The organism is Paenibacillus agaridevorans, from assembly GCF_018604145.1.
In the GTDB taxonomy this organism is placed as follows: Bacteria; Bacillota; Bacilli; order Paenibacillales; family Paenibacillaceae; genus Pristimantibacillus; species Pristimantibacillus agaridevorans.
In genome coordinates, this window is the sequence record NZ_CP075889.1 from 7356401 (window position 1) to 7375785 (window position 19385).

The following is a 19385-nucleotide window of genomic DNA, read 5'->3' on the forward strand; positions in this document are numbered from 1 at the left end:
TTTTCGAAATGTCGCCGATAATATTAATATAGCCGTTATATTAATAACTGCTAACCACAAGGATGTGGAAATCACAACATTTCAGGGAGGAATTATCAATGCGTATTAATCACAACATCACAGCTTTGAACAACCACCGTAACATGGGAATGAACGATGTTAAGGCTGGAAAATCCATGGAGAAACTTTCGTCCGGTCTTCGCATTAACCGTGCTGGCGACGACGCTGCAGGTCTTGCTATTTCCGAAACTATGCGTGCTCAAATTCGTGGTCTTGAACAATCCCAAAAGAACGTTCAAGATGGTATCTCCTTCGTTCAAACAATGGAGGGTGCACTTAACGAAGTAAGTGCAATGTTGGTTCGTATGAAAGAGCTTAACGTTCAGTCCGCTAACGGAACTTACAGCTCTGATGATACTGCAAACATTACTGCGGAGTTGAATGCTCTGAACTCTCAAATCACGCAGATCACAACGACGACTAACTTCAACGGCAAGAAACTGTCCGATTCCATCGACATCAGAACAAGTGACGTTGCAAGCACTGTCATTACAATCGGTGCAACAACTGTATCGCTGGGTTCGACAGGTGAGTCTGACGTTGATGCTGCAATCAAAGCGGTTACAACATCGCGTGGTACATTGGGTGCTCTTCAAAACCGTTTGGAGTACACTTCCAACAACCTTGGTACTACGATTGAAAACATCAGTGCTTCTGAATCCCGTATCCGCGACACAGACATGGCTAAGGAAATGGTTGAGCTCACAAAGAACAACATTCTTCTTCAAGCTTCCCAAGCTATGCTTGCGCAAGCGAACCAACAACCGCAAGGCGTTCTTTCCTTGCTCCGTTAATCATCTTAGAAAAATTAGGGCGCCGAGTAATATCGGTGTCCTTTTTTTGTATAAGAACCCCCCAGTTCGACTGGGGGTTCAGGAAAGCTTAGCTATACGTAAAAATCCCTTTGACCTTTACGATATAGGGCTGATGGAATCCACCGGCTAAGCCGGTGGTTATGACTATATATACTAATGAAAATCTGTCATATACCGATAAATAATATAAAAGGAGTTAATCGGGAGGTTATGAGATGATTACTGGAATTGCCGGTGGCAGCTACTCCGGAGGAAGCCAGGCAGAGAGCCGGCCTGTTGCTCGAGAGTATGCACAATATCAACAAAACTCTGAACCGATTACACCTACTCCAACATCAAGTATATTTAATCAACCAGATACAGGTGTAAAGAAATCCATTGGCGACGAACAATGGGACAAGATTTTAAGTGCTGCTGTAAAGGATTTGCAAGGGCCGAATACTTCACTAAGTATTTCAGTCCACGAGGAATCCAATCAACTTTTAATAAAAGTAGTAAATAAGGATTCGGGAGACGTAATACGCGAAATCCCTCCAGAAAAGACCTTGGATTATTTAGCGAATTTATTGAAGTTTGCAGGAATCATAATAGACAAAAAGGTTTAAGGAGGTTGCTAGATGCGATTATCAGGCTTGGCATCAGGAATGGATATTGACACGATGGTGAAGCAGCTAATGATGACTCGTAAAGGGCCGTTGAACAGGCTGCAACAAGAAAAGCAGACACTCGAATGGCAGCGTGAATCCTATCGTGAAGTGAGTACCAAATTAGTAACTTTAGTGAACGACAAAATGACAAGCTTGCGAAATACGTTTAATAATCAATCGTTGAAGGCTTCGACAAGCGGCACTAATCCTGATGCGATCTCGGTGGTAGCGAGGAAGGATGCGACAAGACTTCCGGTAAGCATTAATGTAACCAATACTGCAACGGCATCATCTGCGACAGCTACTTTTACCGGTATTACCAGGGATTCTCTTGTAACTATTGCATCTGGAGGGGCAATTTCGAACAGCTCATCTATTAATATCGTAATAACAAAACCTGACACCTCATCAGAGACATTAACTGTAAACTTTGAAGCTACCGATACGATGCAATCTTTAGTGAAAAAAATTAATAGCCAATATGGAGAAAAAGTGTCGGCTACCTTCGACAGTGCTTCGGGGAATCTGGTTGTTCAAAATAAAGTAACAGGGGCTAGTGCAGGCACGATTAGCCTGGATGGCGCTTTGTTTAGCAATATTGCTCCGGAAGTTTCAGTTGCTGGACAAGACGCGGTGTACACCATTAACGGTACAGATCCGAGAACTAGCTCATCTAATACGATTTCTTATGATGGACTTACCATCACATTGAAAAGTGCAGGAACCGCAACGGTTACGACTGCAGCTAATACTGACGAACTCGTATCGGCAGTAAAAACTTTTATTGAAGAGTATAATTCCTTGCTGTCGCTTATTAATGGTAAAACGAACGAAGAACGCTTTCGTGCGTACAAACCATTGACAGATGACCAGAAGGAAGGAATGACAGAAGACGAGATCGAAAAGTGGGAAGTAAAATCAAAGAGCGGGCTATTAAGAAATGATAGCATTCTCACAGGGATCACAAATTCGCTACGTACATCTATGGTTACAGGTGTTGATACAGATTATGGTTCAGTGTCTATAATGGATTTGGGTATTGTAACAGGCTCTTATGGCACAAGGGGGCAGTTGAAGTTAGAGGACGAAAGTAAGCTGCGTGCTCTTATTGAGCAGGAACCGGAGAAGCTGAGCGCCTTTTTTGGAGCTAATCAATTTGGCACTGACGCTTCATCCAAAGGCATGTTAAATCGTATTACGGATATTGCGAAAAAAGGGATGGATGATCTTTATAACAAGGCGGGCACATCTAGAATAAGTGCAGATCTTACTTCAGGATTTCTTGCCTCGAGTATAATAGGAAATCAGCTTAATCAGCTCGATTCGCGAATAGCGGAACAGAATCGAAAACTCGTTATTTGGGAAAATAATTATTATAAACAGTTTTCAGCAATGGAGTCTGCAATTAATAAACTAAACAGTCAAAGCAGCAGTATCACGAATTTGTTATCGTAAGAAAGGAGCGTCAAGGTTGATAACAACACCTTATGATAAATATCGTCAAGCACAAGCTCAAACTGTGAATGGTTCCAAGTTGGTAATCATGCTATATGAAGGTGCAATCCGTTTTACCAAATTAGGAATTGAGGGTATTGACAACAAGAACATTGAACAAGCGAATAACAATTTGATAAAAGCGCAGGCGATTATCAATGAGCTTGTCGCAACCTTGAACTTCGATTACGAGATATCTAAACAGTTGGTTCAATTATATGAATACATGTTGCACTTGCTGATCCAATCCAATTTACGCAAAAGCACATCTGAGGCAGAAGAAGTTGTAACACTCCTGACAGAATTAAAAGAAGCGTGGGTTACGATTAGTAAATCCGGCGATGCAACCACACATGCAGGGGCGAATCGTGCATGATCTGACGCTGCTATTAAGCAGACTTCGGGATTTAACTGTAACGATTGTCGAGAATATCGATAAAGTTAACTATGAGAAACTGGAGACTTTTGTCGAGGAGCGAGATGAACTTTGTGCCGACCTCATAAACAAGAGTAAATTGAGTGGCGGGTTAAATGAGGAGCAGAAGGCAAGCTTGAAATGGATACTGTCGCAGGATCAAACCATCTTAAAAAAGATGGAGCATTACAGGGATGAAGCAAGTGACTGGTTGCTTCGAAATCAGCAAAATAAGAGTAGAAAACTAGCTTATAACGCGGAATACGACTATGAGAGTATGTTTATAGATTTTAAGAAGTGAATAGCAAACAAAAACCAGTTTCAAAATCGGAAACTGGTTTTTGTTTGCTATTCGGTATAGCTACTTTATAATAGACAGTTTGCGTAACAAAGGGAAATAATCATATAACAGGTTCATATAATGAAGCTTCTTTGTCTCATTGTTTGAATGACTGATGTAATAACCAAGCAGTTGTTTCGAATCCGGGCCAAGTTCAATTGCTCGTTCAAGAAAGACGAGACCGTCATCAATTAGGTTGTTATTGAAATGTAGGAACGCTAGGTTCTCGCACCCCGAAGCAGTTAACTCATTTCGTTCCAGTACAATTTGATAGTAATTCACGGATAGATCAATTTGGTTCTTTTTAAAAAAGAAATTAGCTAGTAGGTTTAGAAGCGCAGAATGCTCGGCTCGTTGAACTACTCGGTCGAACAACTCATATTTTTTCAACAAGAAGAGTTCGGATGCAAACTCGAATATTGCGAGAGATTGTTCATCTGACCATTCATCGAGTATCTCTTTATCATGAATGAGCTTTTCATATAATGCTGCTGGAATAGATAGTTCATTTGCAGCCGTTTGAAAGATTTCAAGAGATTTTTCGCAGACTCCCCACAATATATTGCCTGCTGCGACGCAGCGAAGTGTACTGCTTTGATCGATAGGTAAATCTATCGATTTAAGAAGTGCTCTGAAAACTTGTTGTTGATCATGTAAGATTGCATATTTAAGCTGTATCTCCATTCGAAGTAAAGAGGGATCGTTTAACTCGGAATAGTAAATCTTTGAAAGCTCGGTCTGCCCGATATTTGTTAAAATGCTAACAAGCATATGCAGGTCTCTCTGCTTTAGTTCAGGGTATAGTTTATCAATATATTGCTGAACAGATTGGACGGATTCATGGTTTGCTAAAACGTCGAGAAGCTGACTCAGTGCATTATATTCATTTGGATTAGATTGGAGTATCTTTGTTTGATAATAAACGAAACTATTCAAATCCTGCTCTATGGAGGCGAGATGTGCCAACCTATTTAGAGGTATGCTTGACCCATACAAAGGGTTAATCAACCAAAATTTACTCTTGGCCGACAACTGTTCCGCTTTTTGAATAGATTTTTCGAAAGCAGATTTGGATTTTCCGTACATTCCCATTTGTTCATAGATAATGCCTTGAAAGCAATGGTATTCAGGAAAATTATCATAGGCTTTGAAAAACTTTTCATTAAGCTCCCATGCGTCAGAAAGGCGATCAAGCTTTAAAAATATATTCCATATTTTTGATGCACAGTCGAACCTCCAAGGGTGCTGCGATGTTGTTTTTGAGAATGCTCTTTCATAGCTGTATAACGCTTTTTTAAGATCCCCTTTAACAGAGAATTCATTTCCTACGCAAAAATGATCGTATGGGGTGAATCCCGTTTTTTTCTTTAGTTCTGAAAATATTTTTTCGTTTCTTTGCTGCTTTCCCTTTTTATCTATGACGTCCAGAATATAACCGGTATGAAACACGGTTATTGGGGAGGCAGTAACTCTTAATGTTTCGCCGGAAGTATTTATCAGCTGCTCATGAATGGGGCGTTCATACTGAATGCCTTGGAAGTTAGGGAATAATCGAGGTATCGATGCTTCCGTTAATTTGGTCGAATGGATTGATTGCCCAACGTAGCTTACTACAGATATGGTGTATATGGATGAAGGAGTTATCGCTTCTTCCTGTAAAAACAAGCGAATCCTTGCAATATCATCAGGATTAATATATTCGTCGGCATCCAACACGAGCACCCATTGCGATGTTGCGTGCCGAATACTTTCATTTCGAGCAACTGAGAAGTCATTTACCCATTTGAAGTCATATACGTGATCGGTATATAAAGCGGCAATTTTCTTCGTTGAATCGGTTGAACCTGTGTCGACAATAATGAGTTCATCAGCTAAATCATTTACACTCTTGAGACAGCGTTCCAGAACATCATCCTCGTTTTTTACAATCATGCATATAGATAAGAGCTTCTCCACGATGCTAGATCTCCTAACTTATCGATATTATAATCAGTATTATATATTATATCGTCATTTAGATCGCACTTATTATATTAGAATGCTGCCTGTGTAAGATGTCTACATAATATGTAGTAAATCAAGACAAACAAATGATTAAAAAGACCATCATCTGTTAGCTCGGATGTCTAATAAAACCGCGGATGTATCCGCTTCCAAGAAATTGTTTGACAATTCCATGATTTCGGTGGTATAGTCAATTTGTGGGCCAGACCTCATTGAAGCCTCACAGTATTTGAAGATGAAGGGAATGTTTGCGAATGCAAGGTAAAGTAAAATGGTTTAATGCAGAAAAAGGCTATGGATTCATCGAGACTGAGCAAGGCGGCGACGTATTTGTTCATTTTTCCGCAATCCAATCCGAAGGCTTCAAAACGCTTGAAGAAGGTCAAGCGGTTGAATTCGACATCGTTGAAGGCGCACGCGGTCCACAAGCTGCAAACGTAGTCAAACTGTAATCATCCGGCTATTATTAGCCACTGAAATAGATGGTTCAATTGACAGTGCCTATCACAAAGCTCCGGGGAAACCCGGAGCTTTATTTTTTATACACCAAACATAGTCGCCATCTCTAGGGTGTATACCTAACTGGGGTTGGCAAACGACGTGGTGGACCTACCCAGGAGATCAGCCGTTTCGTTGGACTGCGATCTGGTGAATCTATCGATGATCTTCCCGAATGTCAGTGATCTGCTGAAGCGTTTGTCGATCAGCGAGCATTTACCCTTAATTTTATGGGTGGAATGTTCGATATACTAATATATATATGCTCATTAAAAAGGTGCTGGTGGATATGGGACTTCTAGATCGTTATAGAGGAAAGAAAGTTCTGGTTACAGGACATACAGGATTTAAAGGGTCATGGATGAGCAAGGTACTTACTCTAAGTGGAGCAGAGGTTATCGGCTATGCCCTTGCACCTCCAACCGAACCCAGTTTGTTTAAATTGTCAGAAGTAGACAATAAATTATCTTCCATTACGGGAGACATCCGTGACCTAAAGAGATTACAGGATTGTTTCGCTACTTATCAGCCAGAAATCGTGATTCATATGGCAGCCCAGCCATTGGTTAGGGAATCATATAAAAACCCGGTTGATACATATGCAGTTAATGTAATGGGAACTGTTAATTTATTGGAAGCCGTGCGCGGTTGTGATAGTGTGAAATCGGTAGTCAATGTAACAACAGATAAAGTTTACCGAAATAAAGAGTGGGGTTGGGGATATCGTGAAAACGATGAATTAAATGGTTTTGATCCATATTCTAATTCCAAATCGTGCTCTGAATTAGTGACTTCAAGTTATATCAATTCCTTTTTTTCTTTCCGACAACAAAGTTGTGCGATTTCAACCTGCAGAGCAGGCAATGTAATTGGTGGTGGCGATTTTGCAATAGATCGGATTATTCCCGATTGTGTGCGAGCTGTCTCAGCAAATCGTGAAATTATTGTACGCAATCCAGCCTCTACCCGCCCGTATCAACATGTGCTTGAACCCATATTTGCCTATCTTCAATTGGCAATATCGCAATTAGAGAATTCAAAATTCGCGGGTTCCTATAATATCGGACCAGATGATGAAGATTGTGTTTCCACAGGGGAGCTAGTGGATATGTTCTGCGGAATCTGGGGAGAATCGGCATCATGGAATTGCATACCCGAAGAGAACGCACCTCATGAAGCGCATTATTTAAAACTCGATTGTTCCATGTTCAAAAGCGCTATAGGTTGGAAGCCAAAGTGGCATATTGAGGATGCTTTAAAGAAAACGGTTGAGTGGAGTAAAGCCTATCAAAATGGTGAAAACATTAGCGAAGTTATGAATCGACAAATTCTAGCCTACGCAGAGGGATAAAGGAGGGTGCGCTTTGAAAAAGGCTTTGGTAACGGGTGCGAACGGGTTCTTGGGTGCAGCTCTCATAAATGAATTATTAAAACAAAATGTATCGGTTATTGCTGCGGGGCGTGAAGGAAGAGACGATCATATTCCGAATCACGAGAAAGTGCGTTTTGTTTCTTTTGATATAAGCCGGATTTGTGATCTAAAAGATAAGATTGCCGATACAGATATCGATGTCTTCTATCATTTAGCTTGGGCAGGGAGTGCAGGTCCATCGCGTGCTGATACAGCCTTGCAGCTGCAAAATGCGCAGTGGACAGTGGATAGTGTTCGAGTTGCAAAGGAAATGGGCTGTAAGCGATTCGTAGGTGCGGGAAGTATTATGGAGAAAGAAACGACGACGGTTGCGTTTTCCCAAGGAAGCGAGCCTGGGATGGGCTACATTTATGGTGGAGGGAAGTTGATTGCCCATTGCATGAGTAAGTCTGTGGCCGCTCAACTTGGAATTGATCATCTATGGGCGGTTATAACTAACGCATTTGGCGAAGGGGAAATATCCCCGCGTTTTATCAATACGACGCTCCGCAATATAATGAATGACAAGCCTTTACAATTTACAGTTGGGACACAAAATTATGATTTTGTTCACGTGGCGGATGTGGCTAGAGCATTATATCTAATTGGTGACAACGGGAAATCGAATCATGAGTACGTTATTGGAAGCTCCAATGCACGTCCGTTGAGAGAATTCATCCTCGAAATGAAAGAACAGCTTGCACCGGAAAAAGAGTTTCAATTCGGGGATGTTCCCTTTACTGGCGTTAATCTTCCGATGGAGGTATTCAACTGCTCAGAAACCGAGCGGGATACAGGTTTTCGTGCCGAAATTTCCTTTTCCGAAGGTATTGTAAGAACGATGAAATGGGTTCAAAGAGAGGATCAATAATCATGCAGAACTTTTCGTTTCACGCCACAGAAATAGAAGGATTGATGCTTATAAAACCTTTTATAGCCGAAGATGAGCGTGGTTACTTTATAAAGGATTATTCTCGTGAAGTTTTCGAGAAGAATGGGATTCGTCATAATTTGGAAGAAGTTTTCTATACTAATTCCCATAGGGGAGTTATACGTGCTATTCATTTCCAACGTGTTAAACAGCAGGCGAAATTGGTCCGATGCGTTCAAGGACATATCTTCGATGTCGTGGTAGATCTGCGTAAGAACTCAAAAACCTTTGGCAATTGGCAGGGATTTTATTTGTCTGGAGAATCGAACGATGAGCTGCTTATACCTGCAGGCTGCGGGCACGGCTATCTAGTATTAGAACAATCCATCGTGTCTTACAAATGCGCAGAAAAATTTTACGGCGAATATGATGATGGCATCATATGGAACGATTCGGTATTGGCTATAGAATGGCCATTAAACCTAGTAGACGGAAGTGTCATTCTTTCTGCAAAGGATCAGAAATTACAGACATTTGCCCAGTTTGTAGATGTATACGGTGGCTTCTAATCTTCTGGGAATGAAAGGATGCTTATGGAACAGATAAAAGTTACGTTTTTAATGATGGCATATAATGCAGAAAAGTATATTGCAAAAGCAATCGAAAGTGTCCTTAACCAGACAGAAAGCAGCATTGTTCTTTGCATCCGTAACAATGGCTCTACCGACTCTACTGGCGAGATAATTAGGCGATATGCGGAGTTGGACTCGCGTATTCATGTTGTCGAAAATGAAAAAAACAATGTGAGTCAAGAAGGAATAACCCCTTTTCAGACAGGTTGGTGGCCATATACTGAAGAGACTGCGGGTGAATACTTTTCTATTATAGATTCAGATGATTACTTAGCGCCCGATTTTGCAGAAGTTATGTATAGTGCGGCCAAGCGAGCATCTGCTGACATGGTGGTTGCCGGGCATTACTTTGTGAACGAAGAAACGAATGAAGTTGTTGGACAACGCACACCCCCAAGGGTTGAAATGGATAAAATCGAGGAAATTGGAGTCAACTTCGTTCAACTATATAATGGCATGCGAACTTGGTGGGGGAAGTTATTTCAAAAGGATTTTTTCATTCGTCATCATTCGGAATGCTGGGATAACATTGAACCTTTATCATGGACGATTGATACTGTTGTTATGTTGAACTATCTGGTTCGTTGTAGGATGCTTGTTTGTATTGATCGACCTCTTTATTATTTTCTGAGCCGAAAAAACTCGTCCTATAATACTCGCCCATTTGGTTATCTTCGTTTGTGCGAAGCGGACATTTTATACTCGGCAGGCTTTAATGTTTTGGACAAATTGAACATTCGATCTTCAGAAAATGAGACCTTCCTACTTAATTTACATTGGACTTATATAGTGGAAGCATTAAACGGATTAAATCATACCAGTAATATGGTTTCGCCTTTAAAAACGCTCGAGAGACTGGGTGATTTATTTAGTAATAATATAGTGAGTTCCTACTTGGAATCCTCTTTTGCTCAAATTTTTGTCGCTTGTGAGCCTTATATCCGTAGAGCAATGAATTCCGAACAAGAGAAAAACGTAATTTGGGGATCCTACTTATCCCGTCTTGTTTATCTAATGGAACAAGTTCCACAAGATACTAAACTATATTTTCCTTTGCTATTGTCCTGTGTATGTGATCCTCAAAATAAGAATCGTGCTGGAAGAGGGTTCATTCTAAAGGTTAATCAAGAAAACAACAATCTATCATATGGTCAGAAGTGGTTTCTGAGTTGTTCTAGACAGATTCTAGAGTACTATTATGAACATCCACAGCTACTAGTCGAGGAAATCGATTCTAGGGATCGGGATGATTCTCTCACTGAGAAAGAGAATTTATTAATTGAAAGCTTTCAACAAGAAGATATGTCGAAAGCGTGCGATTTGATTGAGGAAATCAGTCAGCAATCACCACTGAACCGGATTGCAATGTATTATCGCATTTATGTAGCTACATTAATTGATGAGTTTCCGCTCGCTTTAGTCATGGCAGCTTCTGCTAAGGTCCTGTGGCCAAACGATAAGGATATACAGCTATTGTACTGGAACATTCTGAATTCATTGAACGATTAACTTATTAAAGGGGACTGAACATGAAGGTAGTTATTCTCGCAGGGGGACTCGGTACCCGTATAAGTGAAGAAAGTCAAGTGCGTCCCAAACCAATGATTGAAATTGGTGAATTCCCCATACTGTGGCATATTATGAAAATATATTCGCATTACGGCTTTAATGATTTTGTGATTTGCCTCGGTTATAAAGCGCACATGATTAAAGAATTCTTTGCGGATTATTACTTGCATATGTCTGATGTTACGTTTGATTTCCGTAATGACAATCAAATGGTGATCCATCAGAATGTAGCAGAACCATGGCGTGTTACCTTGGTTGATACGGGTCTCTCGACTTTGACGGGAGGACGGCTCGCGCGCGTTAAGAAACATATTAATAACGAAACGTTTATGCTCACCTACGGGGATGGTGTGAGCGATATTGATATTCCTCGATTACTCGATCATCACAGAACCCATAAGAAGACAGTGACACTTACGGCTGTACAGCCGGGGGGGCGTTTCGGTGTTCTAAACCTTGATAATGCGGGAACGGATGTAATTGGTTTCGCCGAAAAATCAGTTGAGGAAGGCGGCTGGATCAACGGTGGATTTATGGTCATGGAGCCAGAGGTTTTTGACTATTTAGATGGCGACTTTACCGTTCTCGAGAAAGAGCCTATGGAGAATCTCAGTGCTAATGGCGCTTTATGCGCGTATAAGCACTACGGATTCTGGCACTGTATGGATACTTTGCGCGACAAATTGGTTTTGGAGAATTATTGGTCAAGCAAGAATGCCCCATGGAAGATCTGGGATGAAAACAGGAAATCGGAGAATCGTGTATGAATAGTCCGTCTATTAGCGTAGTTCTTCCCACCTATAACCGTTGGATGTATTTGCCGCGAATGTTGGATAGCTTGCTGGAGCAAGAGTTTCGTGATTTCGAGATCCTACTCATCAACAACGGTTCAACAGATGATGGAAAAACCGATGAAATATGTTGCGCCTATTCGGAAAAGTCCTCTGCTATTCGTGTTTTCTCTATTGCCGAAAATCAAGGTCCTGCACCCGCTCGAAATCTTGGGATTCAGGAATCTATAGGTGAATATTTGATTCATCTGGATGATGATGACTATTGCGAACCCAACCATCTTAAGTTGCTGCATCAGCTGATCGTTCAACAACAAGCGGATGTTGCTATTTCGGGCTCGGTTCATGAAACGAATGGACTAATAGAGCCGAATCATGTGTATGAAGGGACATATGTTTGGAATCGCGCCGAGACGGTAAGTGAATTTCTCAAGCGAGAGAAGTTTAATACAGGGACCCAAACGAAGCTTTACCGGCGCAGGTTATATGATGGAATCCGTTATGTCCCTGGGAAAATAATCGACGACATTCATGTGACGTATCGCCTGCTTGCGAATATTAATAAAGCGGTTGCTCATGGAATCCCGACATACCGATTTTGTAAGCATACGAACAATACCACCTCATTTCTTGAACAGGATATTGTGTGGCCTGAACTTTTGGATGAGTATTTAGCCATGCAGCAAGATAGGGTTGCTTATATTTCTGAGCATGTACCGGAGGAGTGCAAGCACGTACGATATGCAGCATGGTCATATATGATTTCAATGGTAGAGAAGATCCATCATGGTCGAGGGAAGGGCTGCGAGAAACAATTAGATATCATGAAAGTAGAATTGCTCACTCATGCAGAGGAATTCCTTCATGCTCCATGGATCACAGAGAGAGAACAAAAGCTTATGAACGCTCTTGTGTTAAACGAACAAAATGGAGGGAACCCATGATATGAACCCTTTGATAAGCATCATCATAACCGTATGTAATCTTGATAAATATATTGGCGAATGTTTAGACAGCCTTGTGCATCAAGAAGGCTTTTCTGATTATGAAATCGTTGTCGTTGACGATGGTTCGTCAGATAACAGCCCAGATATTTGTCGTGATTATGCTGAACGTTATCCCAATCACGTTCGGTTTGTTCCGCTTGAGCGGCCTTCGCAGTTATATCGCGCTCACAAAGCGGGATTGGAGACTGCTCGTGGAACCTATTTGCAGATCATAGATGGGGATGATTTTGTCAGGAGAGGATATCTGCGCGAGGTGGCGGAAATTATTCAAACGCAAGCTCCTGACGTGATTATAGGGCGTTATATGAGCTTTACGGAAGCGAATGCATATCCCTTGATAGATATATCACTAGACCGTGGTCGCATTGATTATTGTTTGACAGATGATGTCCTTCGTTATATTCAATCCATTCCTAATTATCATTTGGCCTATTGGCGATATATTTTTAAACGCTCGCTTATAAATGGATCTTTGTTTGAAAGTCACTTGGAAGAGGCGCGGTTTTGTCCATTGCTGGATGCCGTTGTAACATTCCGTATCTTGTTCTCCGCATCCTCCTTTGCATTGTTGGAAAACCCGTTCCTTTACTATCGCCGCAGAGCAAACTCTACATCTTCTGCTGCTAAGCTCCAGTCCCTTGCTCATGTTCAATCCTTTGCTGAGTTTCTTGCATTGTTGCAGGAAGTAAAGGATTTCGATGCCAAGAAATCAATTGTTATTTCGAAACTAGCCCAAGAACTGAAATTGGTTTTAGGGCATAGCGATTTATGGGCTAGTGAAAGTTGGCAGCAAGCAGTGAAGATATTGAATCATGTCCGAACTGTTTTGTCACTGATCAAGGAAGATTTGCATGAAGAACTAGCACGGTTGCAAGTTTTTATGGAAGCCGACGATTTGAACGGGGAAACACTTGCGACTTACTTTGCATCAGAGCGGCAGCGCATCGTAGGTTATGTTGAAGGTCTATCACCTGCTTCGATTTATATATTGCCATGTGGTCGTTATGCACAGGATATTATGCGCTGGTTAGACTACAGCAGATTCTCAAATATGGCTTTTTTAGATAATAACACGGAGATGCATGGTCTAACCATTCAAGGAAAGTCATGTGATGATCCAGCCATTTTGGACACACTTACCGATGCTCAAAAAGAACGAACCGTTGTTTTGATTGCAACGATTTATCGTGATTTGAATGAACTTCTATATCAACAGTGTGTGAACTATGGAGTTCCGGAAAGTAATCTGCTAGTTTGTTAAAGGTTGGAGGGGACAAGATGGAGTTTGACGTTGTAATTGTTGGAACCGGACTTGCTGGAAGTATTCTGGCAAGAGAGTTGGCTGAAATCGGAAAGCGGGTTTTGATGCTGGAACGTCGGGCACATATCGCTGGCAATACATTCGATGAAGTGGATGAACACGGAATATTGGTACAGCGATATGGACCGCATACCTTTCATACTAATGATCGCGGTGTGTATGAATATTTATGCCGATTCGTCAAGATGAATCCCTATAAGTTGACTTACAGGGCGATCGTTAAGGGGATTGCGGTTCCTTGTCCTTTTAATTTTACATCCATTCGCATGCTTTATGACTCGGAGACCGCAGAGGATTTAATTTCTCGTTTGCTGCGAGCTTATCCCGGTCAAGAGAAGGTTACCGTCTTTGAACTGCTTGAGTCAGATGATGATGCAATAAGAGGTTACGCTGAAATGCTGTTTGAGGAAGATTTCCGCCCTTATACAGCTAAACAGTGGGGAAGGGATCCGGAGGAAATCGATAAGAGCGTCATACGCCGTGTCCCTATATTGCTGAATGATAGAGATAGTTACTTTAATGATGAATTCGAATGTCAACCAGAGGGCGGATTTACGGCAATGGTCCGCAACATGGTGGATCATCCGCTAATATCCATAAAGTTACAGACGGATGCTTTGCAAGATCTGGAACTTGATGAAGAAACGGGACGGGTTTCTTACCAAAAAGATTCTGCCCCACATATTATTTATACTGGAGCCCTTGATGAATTGTTTGGTTGGCAATTTGGAGCACTTCCCTATCGCTCACTTGTCTTTGAGTGGGTCTCGCTTCCACAATCTAGCTTTCAGGAAACAGCTATTGTTGCTTATCCCAAGGACGCTGCATTTACTCGTATCACAGAGTATACCAAGCTACCTGTGCAAGATATTCCAGGGAGGACAGTCATTGCCAAAGAATATTCACTTCCTTACGATAAGTCAGCTGACCAAGGGAACGAGCCTTATTATCCAATAGGTAACGATCAAACTCAACTTCTAAAAGAAAAATATCTGCAGCTAGCTAAGAAATTCAGCAATCTGACACTCTGCGGCAGATTGGCAGATTATCAATACTACAACATGGATAATGTTGTGCGGCGTGCGCTTGATGTGGCTGAGGAACTGAAAGGAAGAATCTAGTTTAAGGGTGAACTTTATGGAACTTCCACTGGTAAGTATAATAATGCCAGTTTACAATAGGGAACGGATCCTTATTGAGACAATAAATGAACTTTTAAATATGAAGTTTGCCGATTATGAACTCTTGTTAGTAAATGATGCTTCTACAGATAGAAGCGCTGAAATTTGTGATTCATTTGCTAGCGAGTACCCTCATATCAAGGCCATCCATCAATTAAAGAATGGTGGCCCAGGTCTGGCACGGAACAAAGGAATGGAATTGGCAACAGGGCAGTTTATCTTTTTCATGGATAGTGACGATAAGATTGATAACACGGTGTTTGATAAAATTGCCGAACGTTTGCGGGCAAATCCCCAAATAGACATATTAACTTTGAATCACAAAGAAATTACACCACAAGGAACTCACGAGGTTCGAATTGTTGAACATGATAAGGAATATGACGCAGATGATTTGTTATCAGACAAAGCCGCCCTCCTGCACCTTGCCGTATGGCGGAGTTTGTTTAATCATTCTTTTTTGAAGAATAACAACTTAACTTTTTTTGATATTAAAACTCATGAAGATATTTGCTTCAACAGCTTAGCTTTTTTGAGTGCCAAAACCATACACACCATGCCGGATATTTTTTATTTCTATTACAGGCATTTTTCTGAAAATTCCTTGGTAGATACATTTACAGTACAGGAGAATTATAAGGGGATCGAATTTTGTTCGAAACAAATGGATCTGTTTATTCAGAAAAATGCGATCTCGGAAGCGAAACAACGAGCTGTTGATCATTTCATTTATGCAAGCACCTTGTCGTTAATAGACAAAATGTCTTTGGATGAAATCGCTGACTATAAGTTTTTTTCTTCGGATGTTGAATTTGAAAGCTTCACCGTCAATCTTTCCTTATATCGACAATACGGTATGCTTGGCTGTGCTGCTTATGTATGGGGGTTCATACGAAAGCAGGTGCAATTTCAAAGCGAACAATTAGGCAAAGACATTTATTTTTGCCCAGCTGGCAAATTATCCGTATCTTTTGCTCAGCGTATCACAAATGAGGGCAGTCAAATTGTCGGAATTCTGGACAATAACTGCCGACTGGATAATTTCCATATTGTTGAGGCACAGAAAGCAAACTCTATCCATGTTTATCCTTTTAGCCAGCTGGAAAAATACAAAAAGCCAGAAGATTATTTTATTATTGTGCTGGGTTCGATGAACACCGCGCGTGCAATATCTCGACAACTTGATCAATTGGGGCTTGTTAAGAATATTAACTATGTTTCAGGAGTATAGGAGGTTAACATGGATATTCTGGTGATTTCCAGTAAAAAGTTTTATTCATATTTGCTGGTTATGCTTGCTTCTTTGTATGAAAATCATGTAGGTACTGAAATTAATGTCTATGTCATGCATTCCGAATTAGAGGCAGAGGACTTTACATTACTTCAAGAACAAGCGGATTTTTATAACAACCATATTCATCCGATACCGATAGATACTTCTCTTATAGCAGGGTTCCCGGTAAGGGAACAATTTCCTGAAATTCTATATTTCAGGATGTTTATAGCGGACGTATTGCCACAATCGGTTAATCGAGTTCTGGCTTTGGATGTTGATATTATCGTTAGAAAATCGCTGCAGGAATTCTATGATACTGACTTGGATAATTACTATATTGCCGCTTGTGAAGATTTGGAGCTGAATACGGATCGTTTCAAGCGAAAGTTGCAAATCCCACAGGGAAGTATATATTTTAATGCGGGAATCATGTTGTTTAATTTGCACAAAATGCGAGAAGAGGGAGTTGGGTTTAAGTACTTCTTGCAAATTGCTGGTGAAAACATAAGTCGACTTACTTGGTTCGATCAGGACATCTTTAACTTGGCTTTGGGTTCAAAATGCCGGATCGTAAATGCGACCGATTATAATTGTCCTCCTGCACTTTTTGAACAATTATACGGCAGTGCTAAGTCAAATGAGGAACACTTCGCTTCTATCATTCATTACCTAAGTCCTAATTACAAACCATGGAATGCTACTGTGGCAAGCCCTGGTTCAATTATAGAAAATCTATGGTGGGATTATGCTCAAAAGACCCCTTTTTATGAACAATTACGAGCAGAATACGAAGAATCCTCAAGTAACCTAGGCCAACAAAACCGAGCGTTAAAGTTGTATTATGCCATGGCATTGCTATTGTTGAAAACAGAAGATAGGCAACGGAAGCTGGAGCACTATTTTCAAGAGAGGAACTTTTATAAAATAGCTGTCTACGGGGTGAACCCGATGCAGGAAATACTATGCTCTGATCTTGATAAAGGAGAAGTAAAGGTTTCTTACCTTATCGATAAGAATGCTAAAGGATACAGCAATGGGATTGAAATCAGAAACGGCTCTCACTTTGATGACGTTGATGTGATTATAGTGGCAGCATGCGCTCATTATCGTCAAATCCGTGATTATCTTGATGATTCATGTCCAGTTTTATCATTGGAAACAGTGATCTACGATCTTAATAAAATGTAGCTTAGATAGCGGGAGGCTAACTGGCTGACCTTGCAAAGGAGTGCAAATATAGTGTCTTCATCTTCTAAGAAGCTCAATATAAATACGCCAAAGTATGTAATCTTCGGTAGTGGAGTTGGATTTGAATTCATTAATGATAGATTTAATATTTTGGATGGGGCGGATTTCTTCATTGAGTCAACGCCAAGCACAAGGGAGAAATACGGTAAGCGCGTATTAAGTGTGGATGAGTTTACGAATATGAATTATTCAGCCGAAGATTATACAATATTAATTTGTAATCGGTTTTGGAAGCGGATAAAAGATGAGGATGAGTACAAGAAGCTGGGTAACTATACAGTTATTGATGTTCTCAATACGATGATGAGTGATGTATTAAACGAGAATATTGAGATGAAACAGTACTATCCACAAATGATTAAGTTTATAGGTGCTTATCGTGATATCGAGATAAATCCATGCGATGAAAAAGAGAAGTTGCTCATAATGATTCAAGAGTGGGTTGGAATGGTCATACCCTTTCAGCAAATCGCATTAGGAATGATGTTGAGAGCAAAAGGGGTAAATGTGGAATTTTTATTAAACGATCAGTCTTATTTTGGGGACGCGTTCCTACATGATGGAGTAAATGAATATCAAAATAAACTATTTATTGAATTGTTAGAGAAGGTACAGGATGTTTCCGGTATACCGTTTTATAAATTAAGTGAATCTAATCAGATTGAATTAGATAAACAAGAACTACAAATTCTTCAAAGAAAGCTTTACTACAATAAGGTTTGGCTTACGAGAAGTATAGTTTTGAATGATAACAGTGAACTGTTAAGACAGGTGGAATATAAGTGGTATAAAAATGCGAGAGCAATAAAAGGATTTTTAAGTACTCACGACTATCACAAAGTGGTCACCTTTACTGGCATTCATTTTGAGTTCTCAATATTGAATGAGTTGGCCAAGCTATTCGGAAAACAAGTTTACACGTATGAATATGTTAGGGGATATACTTTTTCAAAGTCAGGTCCTGCCGTCCTGCAGAAAGATATTCGATTCATGGAGGATAAAGAGTTATCTCATTCACAATTATCTTATTTCTATGAGTTTGCTGATACCCATATGAAGAATAATTTTAAAGGTAAAACGAATAAAAGCATTCAAAAATCGGTGCTAATACCGCTGAACATCTTTTGGGACAGCGCTGCCTTTGGAGATCATGATGTATTTGGTTATTTTCATGAATGGTTAGTCAAAACAATAGAGTATATACTAGCCAATCATTCAGTTAAGGTTATTGTAAGACAGCATCCACATGAACGGCGGTTCGGCACAGGAAAAGAAGTAGAGTCGCTGCTTCGTTCGAAGTTCGACGGGCATCCTTTATTTGAATTCATTCCGGCTAGCGCTGATGTTGACTCGTATGAATTAATTGAGAATGCTTCAGTTATTCTACCGAACACTAGTACAGTTGGAGTTGAAGCTGCCTTAATTGGGAAAAACGTTATCGTTAAAAATGATGTATATTATGCTAACGCTGGCTTTGTAAAAAAGGCTGAAAGCGAGAAAGAGTATTTTCAATATATCAGCGAAGCTTTACAAGAGCAAGAAATTAAATTGACAGATGATAAAATCTTAAAAGCAAAATTATATTTTGCTCTAATCATGCACAACAGTGTTGATAATTCCTTTGGTCATGTCACGTCTGATTTTATGAAGTGGATTGAAGAGAGCTGGGACACGCTAATGAATCACCGCTCTACAAGATGGTTGTTAGATATGATAATTAACAATAAGACATTATTAGAAAACTACATGGATGAACGCCCATCTTATGAAAATTGGGACACGCCCCAAACATTACTATTGTAAAG

At 40.4% G+C, this 19385-nt stretch carries 18 protein-coding genes; 17 read left to right on the forward strand and 1 reads right to left on the reverse strand.

What is annotated here, in order from left to right:
- The first annotated feature begins 98 nt into the window (after positions 1-98).
- The 5 genes from KJW29_RS29555 (at position 99) to fliT (ending at position 3732) form a co-directional block, all read left to right on the forward strand.
- Positions 99-854 carry a flagellin N-terminal helical domain-containing protein gene (locus tag KJW29_RS29555; RefSeq protein WP_214627321.1) on the forward strand — a complete coding sequence of 252 codons (756 nt, stop codon included), beginning with the start codon at positions 99-101 and terminating at the stop codon, positions 852-854.
- A 236-nt stretch (positions 855-1090) separates the two neighbouring features.
- Positions 1091-1480, forward strand: a complete 390-nt coding sequence (locus KJW29_RS29560; protein ID WP_087569429.1) for a flagellar protein FlaG — start codon at positions 1091-1093, stop codon at positions 1478-1480.
- A gap of 12 nt (positions 1481-1492) precedes the next feature.
- Positions 1493-2977 (forward strand): flagellar filament capping protein FliD, encoded by a 1485-nt coding sequence (gene fliD / locus KJW29_RS29565; RefSeq protein WP_214627322.1) that lies wholly within the window; start codon positions 1493-1495, stop codon positions 2975-2977.
- A gap of 16 nt (positions 2978-2993) precedes the next feature.
- A complete protein-coding gene (fliS, locus tag KJW29_RS29570; RefSeq protein WP_087569427.1) occupies positions 2994-3392 on the forward strand; it encodes a flagellar export chaperone FliS in 399 nt (132 codons plus the stop codon).
- Entirely contained in the window at positions 3385-3732 is a 348-nt protein-coding gene (gene fliT / locus KJW29_RS29575) for a flagellar protein FliT (protein ID WP_214627323.1), read from the forward strand. The genes fliS and fliT overlap by 8 nt, the downstream gene beginning before the upstream one ends.
- A 60-nt stretch (positions 3733-3792) precedes the next feature.
- Here fliT and KJW29_RS29580 read toward each other — a convergent pair whose 3' ends face one another.
- Positions 3793-5727: a tetratricopeptide repeat-containing glycosyltransferase family 2 protein gene (locus tag KJW29_RS29580; RefSeq protein ID WP_214627324.1), complete on the reverse strand. Its 1935-nt coding sequence runs from the start codon at positions 5725-5727 to the stop codon at positions 3793-3795.
- A gap of 302 nt (positions 5728-6029) precedes the next feature.
- On the opposite strand from KJW29_RS29580, the gene KJW29_RS29585 reads away from it, so the two are divergent.
- The 12 genes from KJW29_RS29585 (at position 6030) to KJW29_RS29640 (ending at position 19383) form a co-directional block, all read left to right on the forward strand.
- The gene (locus KJW29_RS29585) at positions 6030-6227 is read left to right on the forward strand and encodes a cold shock domain-containing protein (RefSeq protein ID WP_087569424.1); all 198 of its coding nucleotides are present in this window, start codon (positions 6030-6032) and stop codon (positions 6225-6227) included.
- A 335-nt stretch (positions 6228-6562) separates the two neighbouring features.
- The gene (gene rfbG / locus KJW29_RS29590) at positions 6563-7624 is read left to right on the forward strand and encodes a CDP-glucose 4,6-dehydratase (protein ID WP_214627325.1); all 1062 of its coding nucleotides are present in this window, start codon (positions 6563-6565) and stop codon (positions 7622-7624) included.
- Between the two features lie 13 nt (positions 7625-7637).
- A complete protein-coding gene (locus tag KJW29_RS29595; protein ID WP_214627326.1) occupies positions 7638-8555 on the forward strand; it encodes an NAD-dependent epimerase/dehydratase family protein in 918 nt (305 codons plus the stop codon).
- Between the two features lie 2 nt (positions 8556-8557).
- Positions 8558-9124 carry a dTDP-4-dehydrorhamnose 3,5-epimerase gene (rfbC, locus tag KJW29_RS29600; protein ID WP_214627327.1) on the forward strand — a complete coding sequence of 189 codons (567 nt, stop codon included), beginning with the start codon at positions 8558-8560 and terminating at the stop codon, positions 9122-9124.
- Positions 9125-9148: 24 nt separating this feature from the next.
- Positions 9149-10696: a glycosyltransferase gene (locus KJW29_RS29605; RefSeq protein ID WP_214627328.1), complete on the forward strand. Its 1548-nt coding sequence runs from the start codon at positions 9149-9151 to the stop codon at positions 10694-10696.
- A gap of 20 nt (positions 10697-10716) precedes the next feature.
- Positions 10717-11523: a glucose-1-phosphate cytidylyltransferase gene (gene rfbF, locus KJW29_RS29610; RefSeq protein ID WP_214627329.1), complete on the forward strand. Its 807-nt coding sequence runs from the start codon at positions 10717-10719 to the stop codon at positions 11521-11523.
- Positions 11520-12491, forward strand: a complete 972-nt coding sequence (locus KJW29_RS29615; protein WP_214627330.1) for a glycosyltransferase family 2 protein — start codon at positions 11520-11522, stop codon at positions 12489-12491. The genes rfbF and KJW29_RS29615 overlap by 4 nt, the downstream gene beginning before the upstream one ends.
- A gap of 1 nt (position 12492) precedes the next feature.
- On the forward strand, positions 12493-13815 hold the full coding sequence (locus KJW29_RS29620) for a glycosyltransferase family 2 protein (RefSeq protein ID WP_214627331.1): 1323 nt from the start codon (positions 12493-12495) through the stop codon (positions 13813-13815).
- A 17-nt stretch (positions 13816-13832) separates the two neighbouring features.
- Positions 13833-14996 (forward strand): UDP-galactopyranose mutase, encoded by a 1164-nt coding sequence (gene glf / locus KJW29_RS29625; RefSeq protein WP_214627332.1) that lies wholly within the window; start codon positions 13833-13835, stop codon positions 14994-14996.
- 16 nt (positions 14997-15012) lie between these two features.
- Positions 15013-16287 (forward strand): glycosyltransferase family 2 protein, encoded by a 1275-nt coding sequence (locus tag KJW29_RS29630; RefSeq protein WP_214627333.1) that lies wholly within the window; start codon positions 15013-15015, stop codon positions 16285-16287.
- A gap of 9 nt (positions 16288-16296) precedes the next feature.
- Positions 16297-17520 carry a glycosyltransferase family 8 protein gene (locus KJW29_RS29635; protein WP_214627334.1) on the forward strand — a complete coding sequence of 408 codons (1224 nt, stop codon included), beginning with the start codon at positions 16297-16299 and terminating at the stop codon, positions 17518-17520.
- A 51-nt stretch (positions 17521-17571) separates the two neighbouring features.
- The gene (locus KJW29_RS29640; protein ID WP_214627335.1) at positions 17572-19383 is read left to right on the forward strand and encodes a capsular polysaccharide export protein, LipB/KpsS family; all 1812 of its coding nucleotides are present in this window, start codon (positions 17572-17574) and stop codon (positions 19381-19383) included.
- Positions 19384-19385 lie beyond the last annotated feature (2 nt).

Excerpts from the sequence above, each read along its gene's own strand:
- rfbC (WP_214627327.1), top strand. The coding sequence starts at position 8,558 with ATGCAGAACTTTTCGTTTCACGCCACAGAAATAGAAGGATTGATGCTT.
- KJW29_RS29620 (WP_214627331.1), top strand. The coding sequence starts at position 12,493 with ATGAACCCTTTGATAAGCATCATCATAACCGTATGTAATCTTGATAAA.
- glf (WP_214627332.1), top strand. The coding sequence starts at position 13,833 with ATGGAGTTTGACGTTGTAATTGTTGGAACCGGACTTGCTGGAAGTATT.
- KJW29_RS29630 (WP_214627333.1), top strand. The coding sequence starts at position 15,013 with ATGGAACTTCCACTGGTAAGTATAATAATGCCAGTTTACAATAGGGAA.
- KJW29_RS29585 (WP_087569424.1), top strand. The coding sequence starts at position 6,030 with ATGCAAGGTAAAGTAAAATGGTTTAATGCAGAAAAAGGCTATGGATTC.
- rfbG (WP_214627325.1), top strand. The coding sequence starts at position 6,563 with ATGGGACTTCTAGATCGTTATAGAGGAAAGAAAGTTCTGGTTACAGGA.
- KJW29_RS29560 (WP_087569429.1), top strand. The coding sequence starts at position 1,091 with ATGATTACTGGAATTGCCGGTGGCAGCTACTCCGGAGGAAGCCAGGCA.
- fliD (WP_214627322.1), top strand. The coding sequence starts at position 1,493 with ATGCGATTATCAGGCTTGGCATCAGGAATGGATATTGACACGATGGTG.
- KJW29_RS29605 (WP_214627328.1), top strand. The coding sequence starts at position 9,149 with ATGGAACAGATAAAAGTTACGTTTTTAATGATGGCATATAATGCAGAA.
- KJW29_RS29555 (WP_214627321.1), top strand. The coding sequence starts at position 99 with ATGCGTATTAATCACAACATCACAGCTTTGAACAACCACCGTAACATG.
- rfbF (WP_214627329.1), top strand. The coding sequence starts at position 10,717 with ATGAAGGTAGTTATTCTCGCAGGGGGACTCGGTACCCGTATAAGTGAA.
- KJW29_RS29615 (WP_214627330.1), top strand. The coding sequence starts at position 11,520 with ATGAATAGTCCGTCTATTAGCGTAGTTCTTCCCACCTATAACCGTTGG.
- KJW29_RS29635 (WP_214627334.1), top strand. The coding sequence starts at position 16,297 with ATGGATATTCTGGTGATTTCCAGTAAAAAGTTTTATTCATATTTGCTG.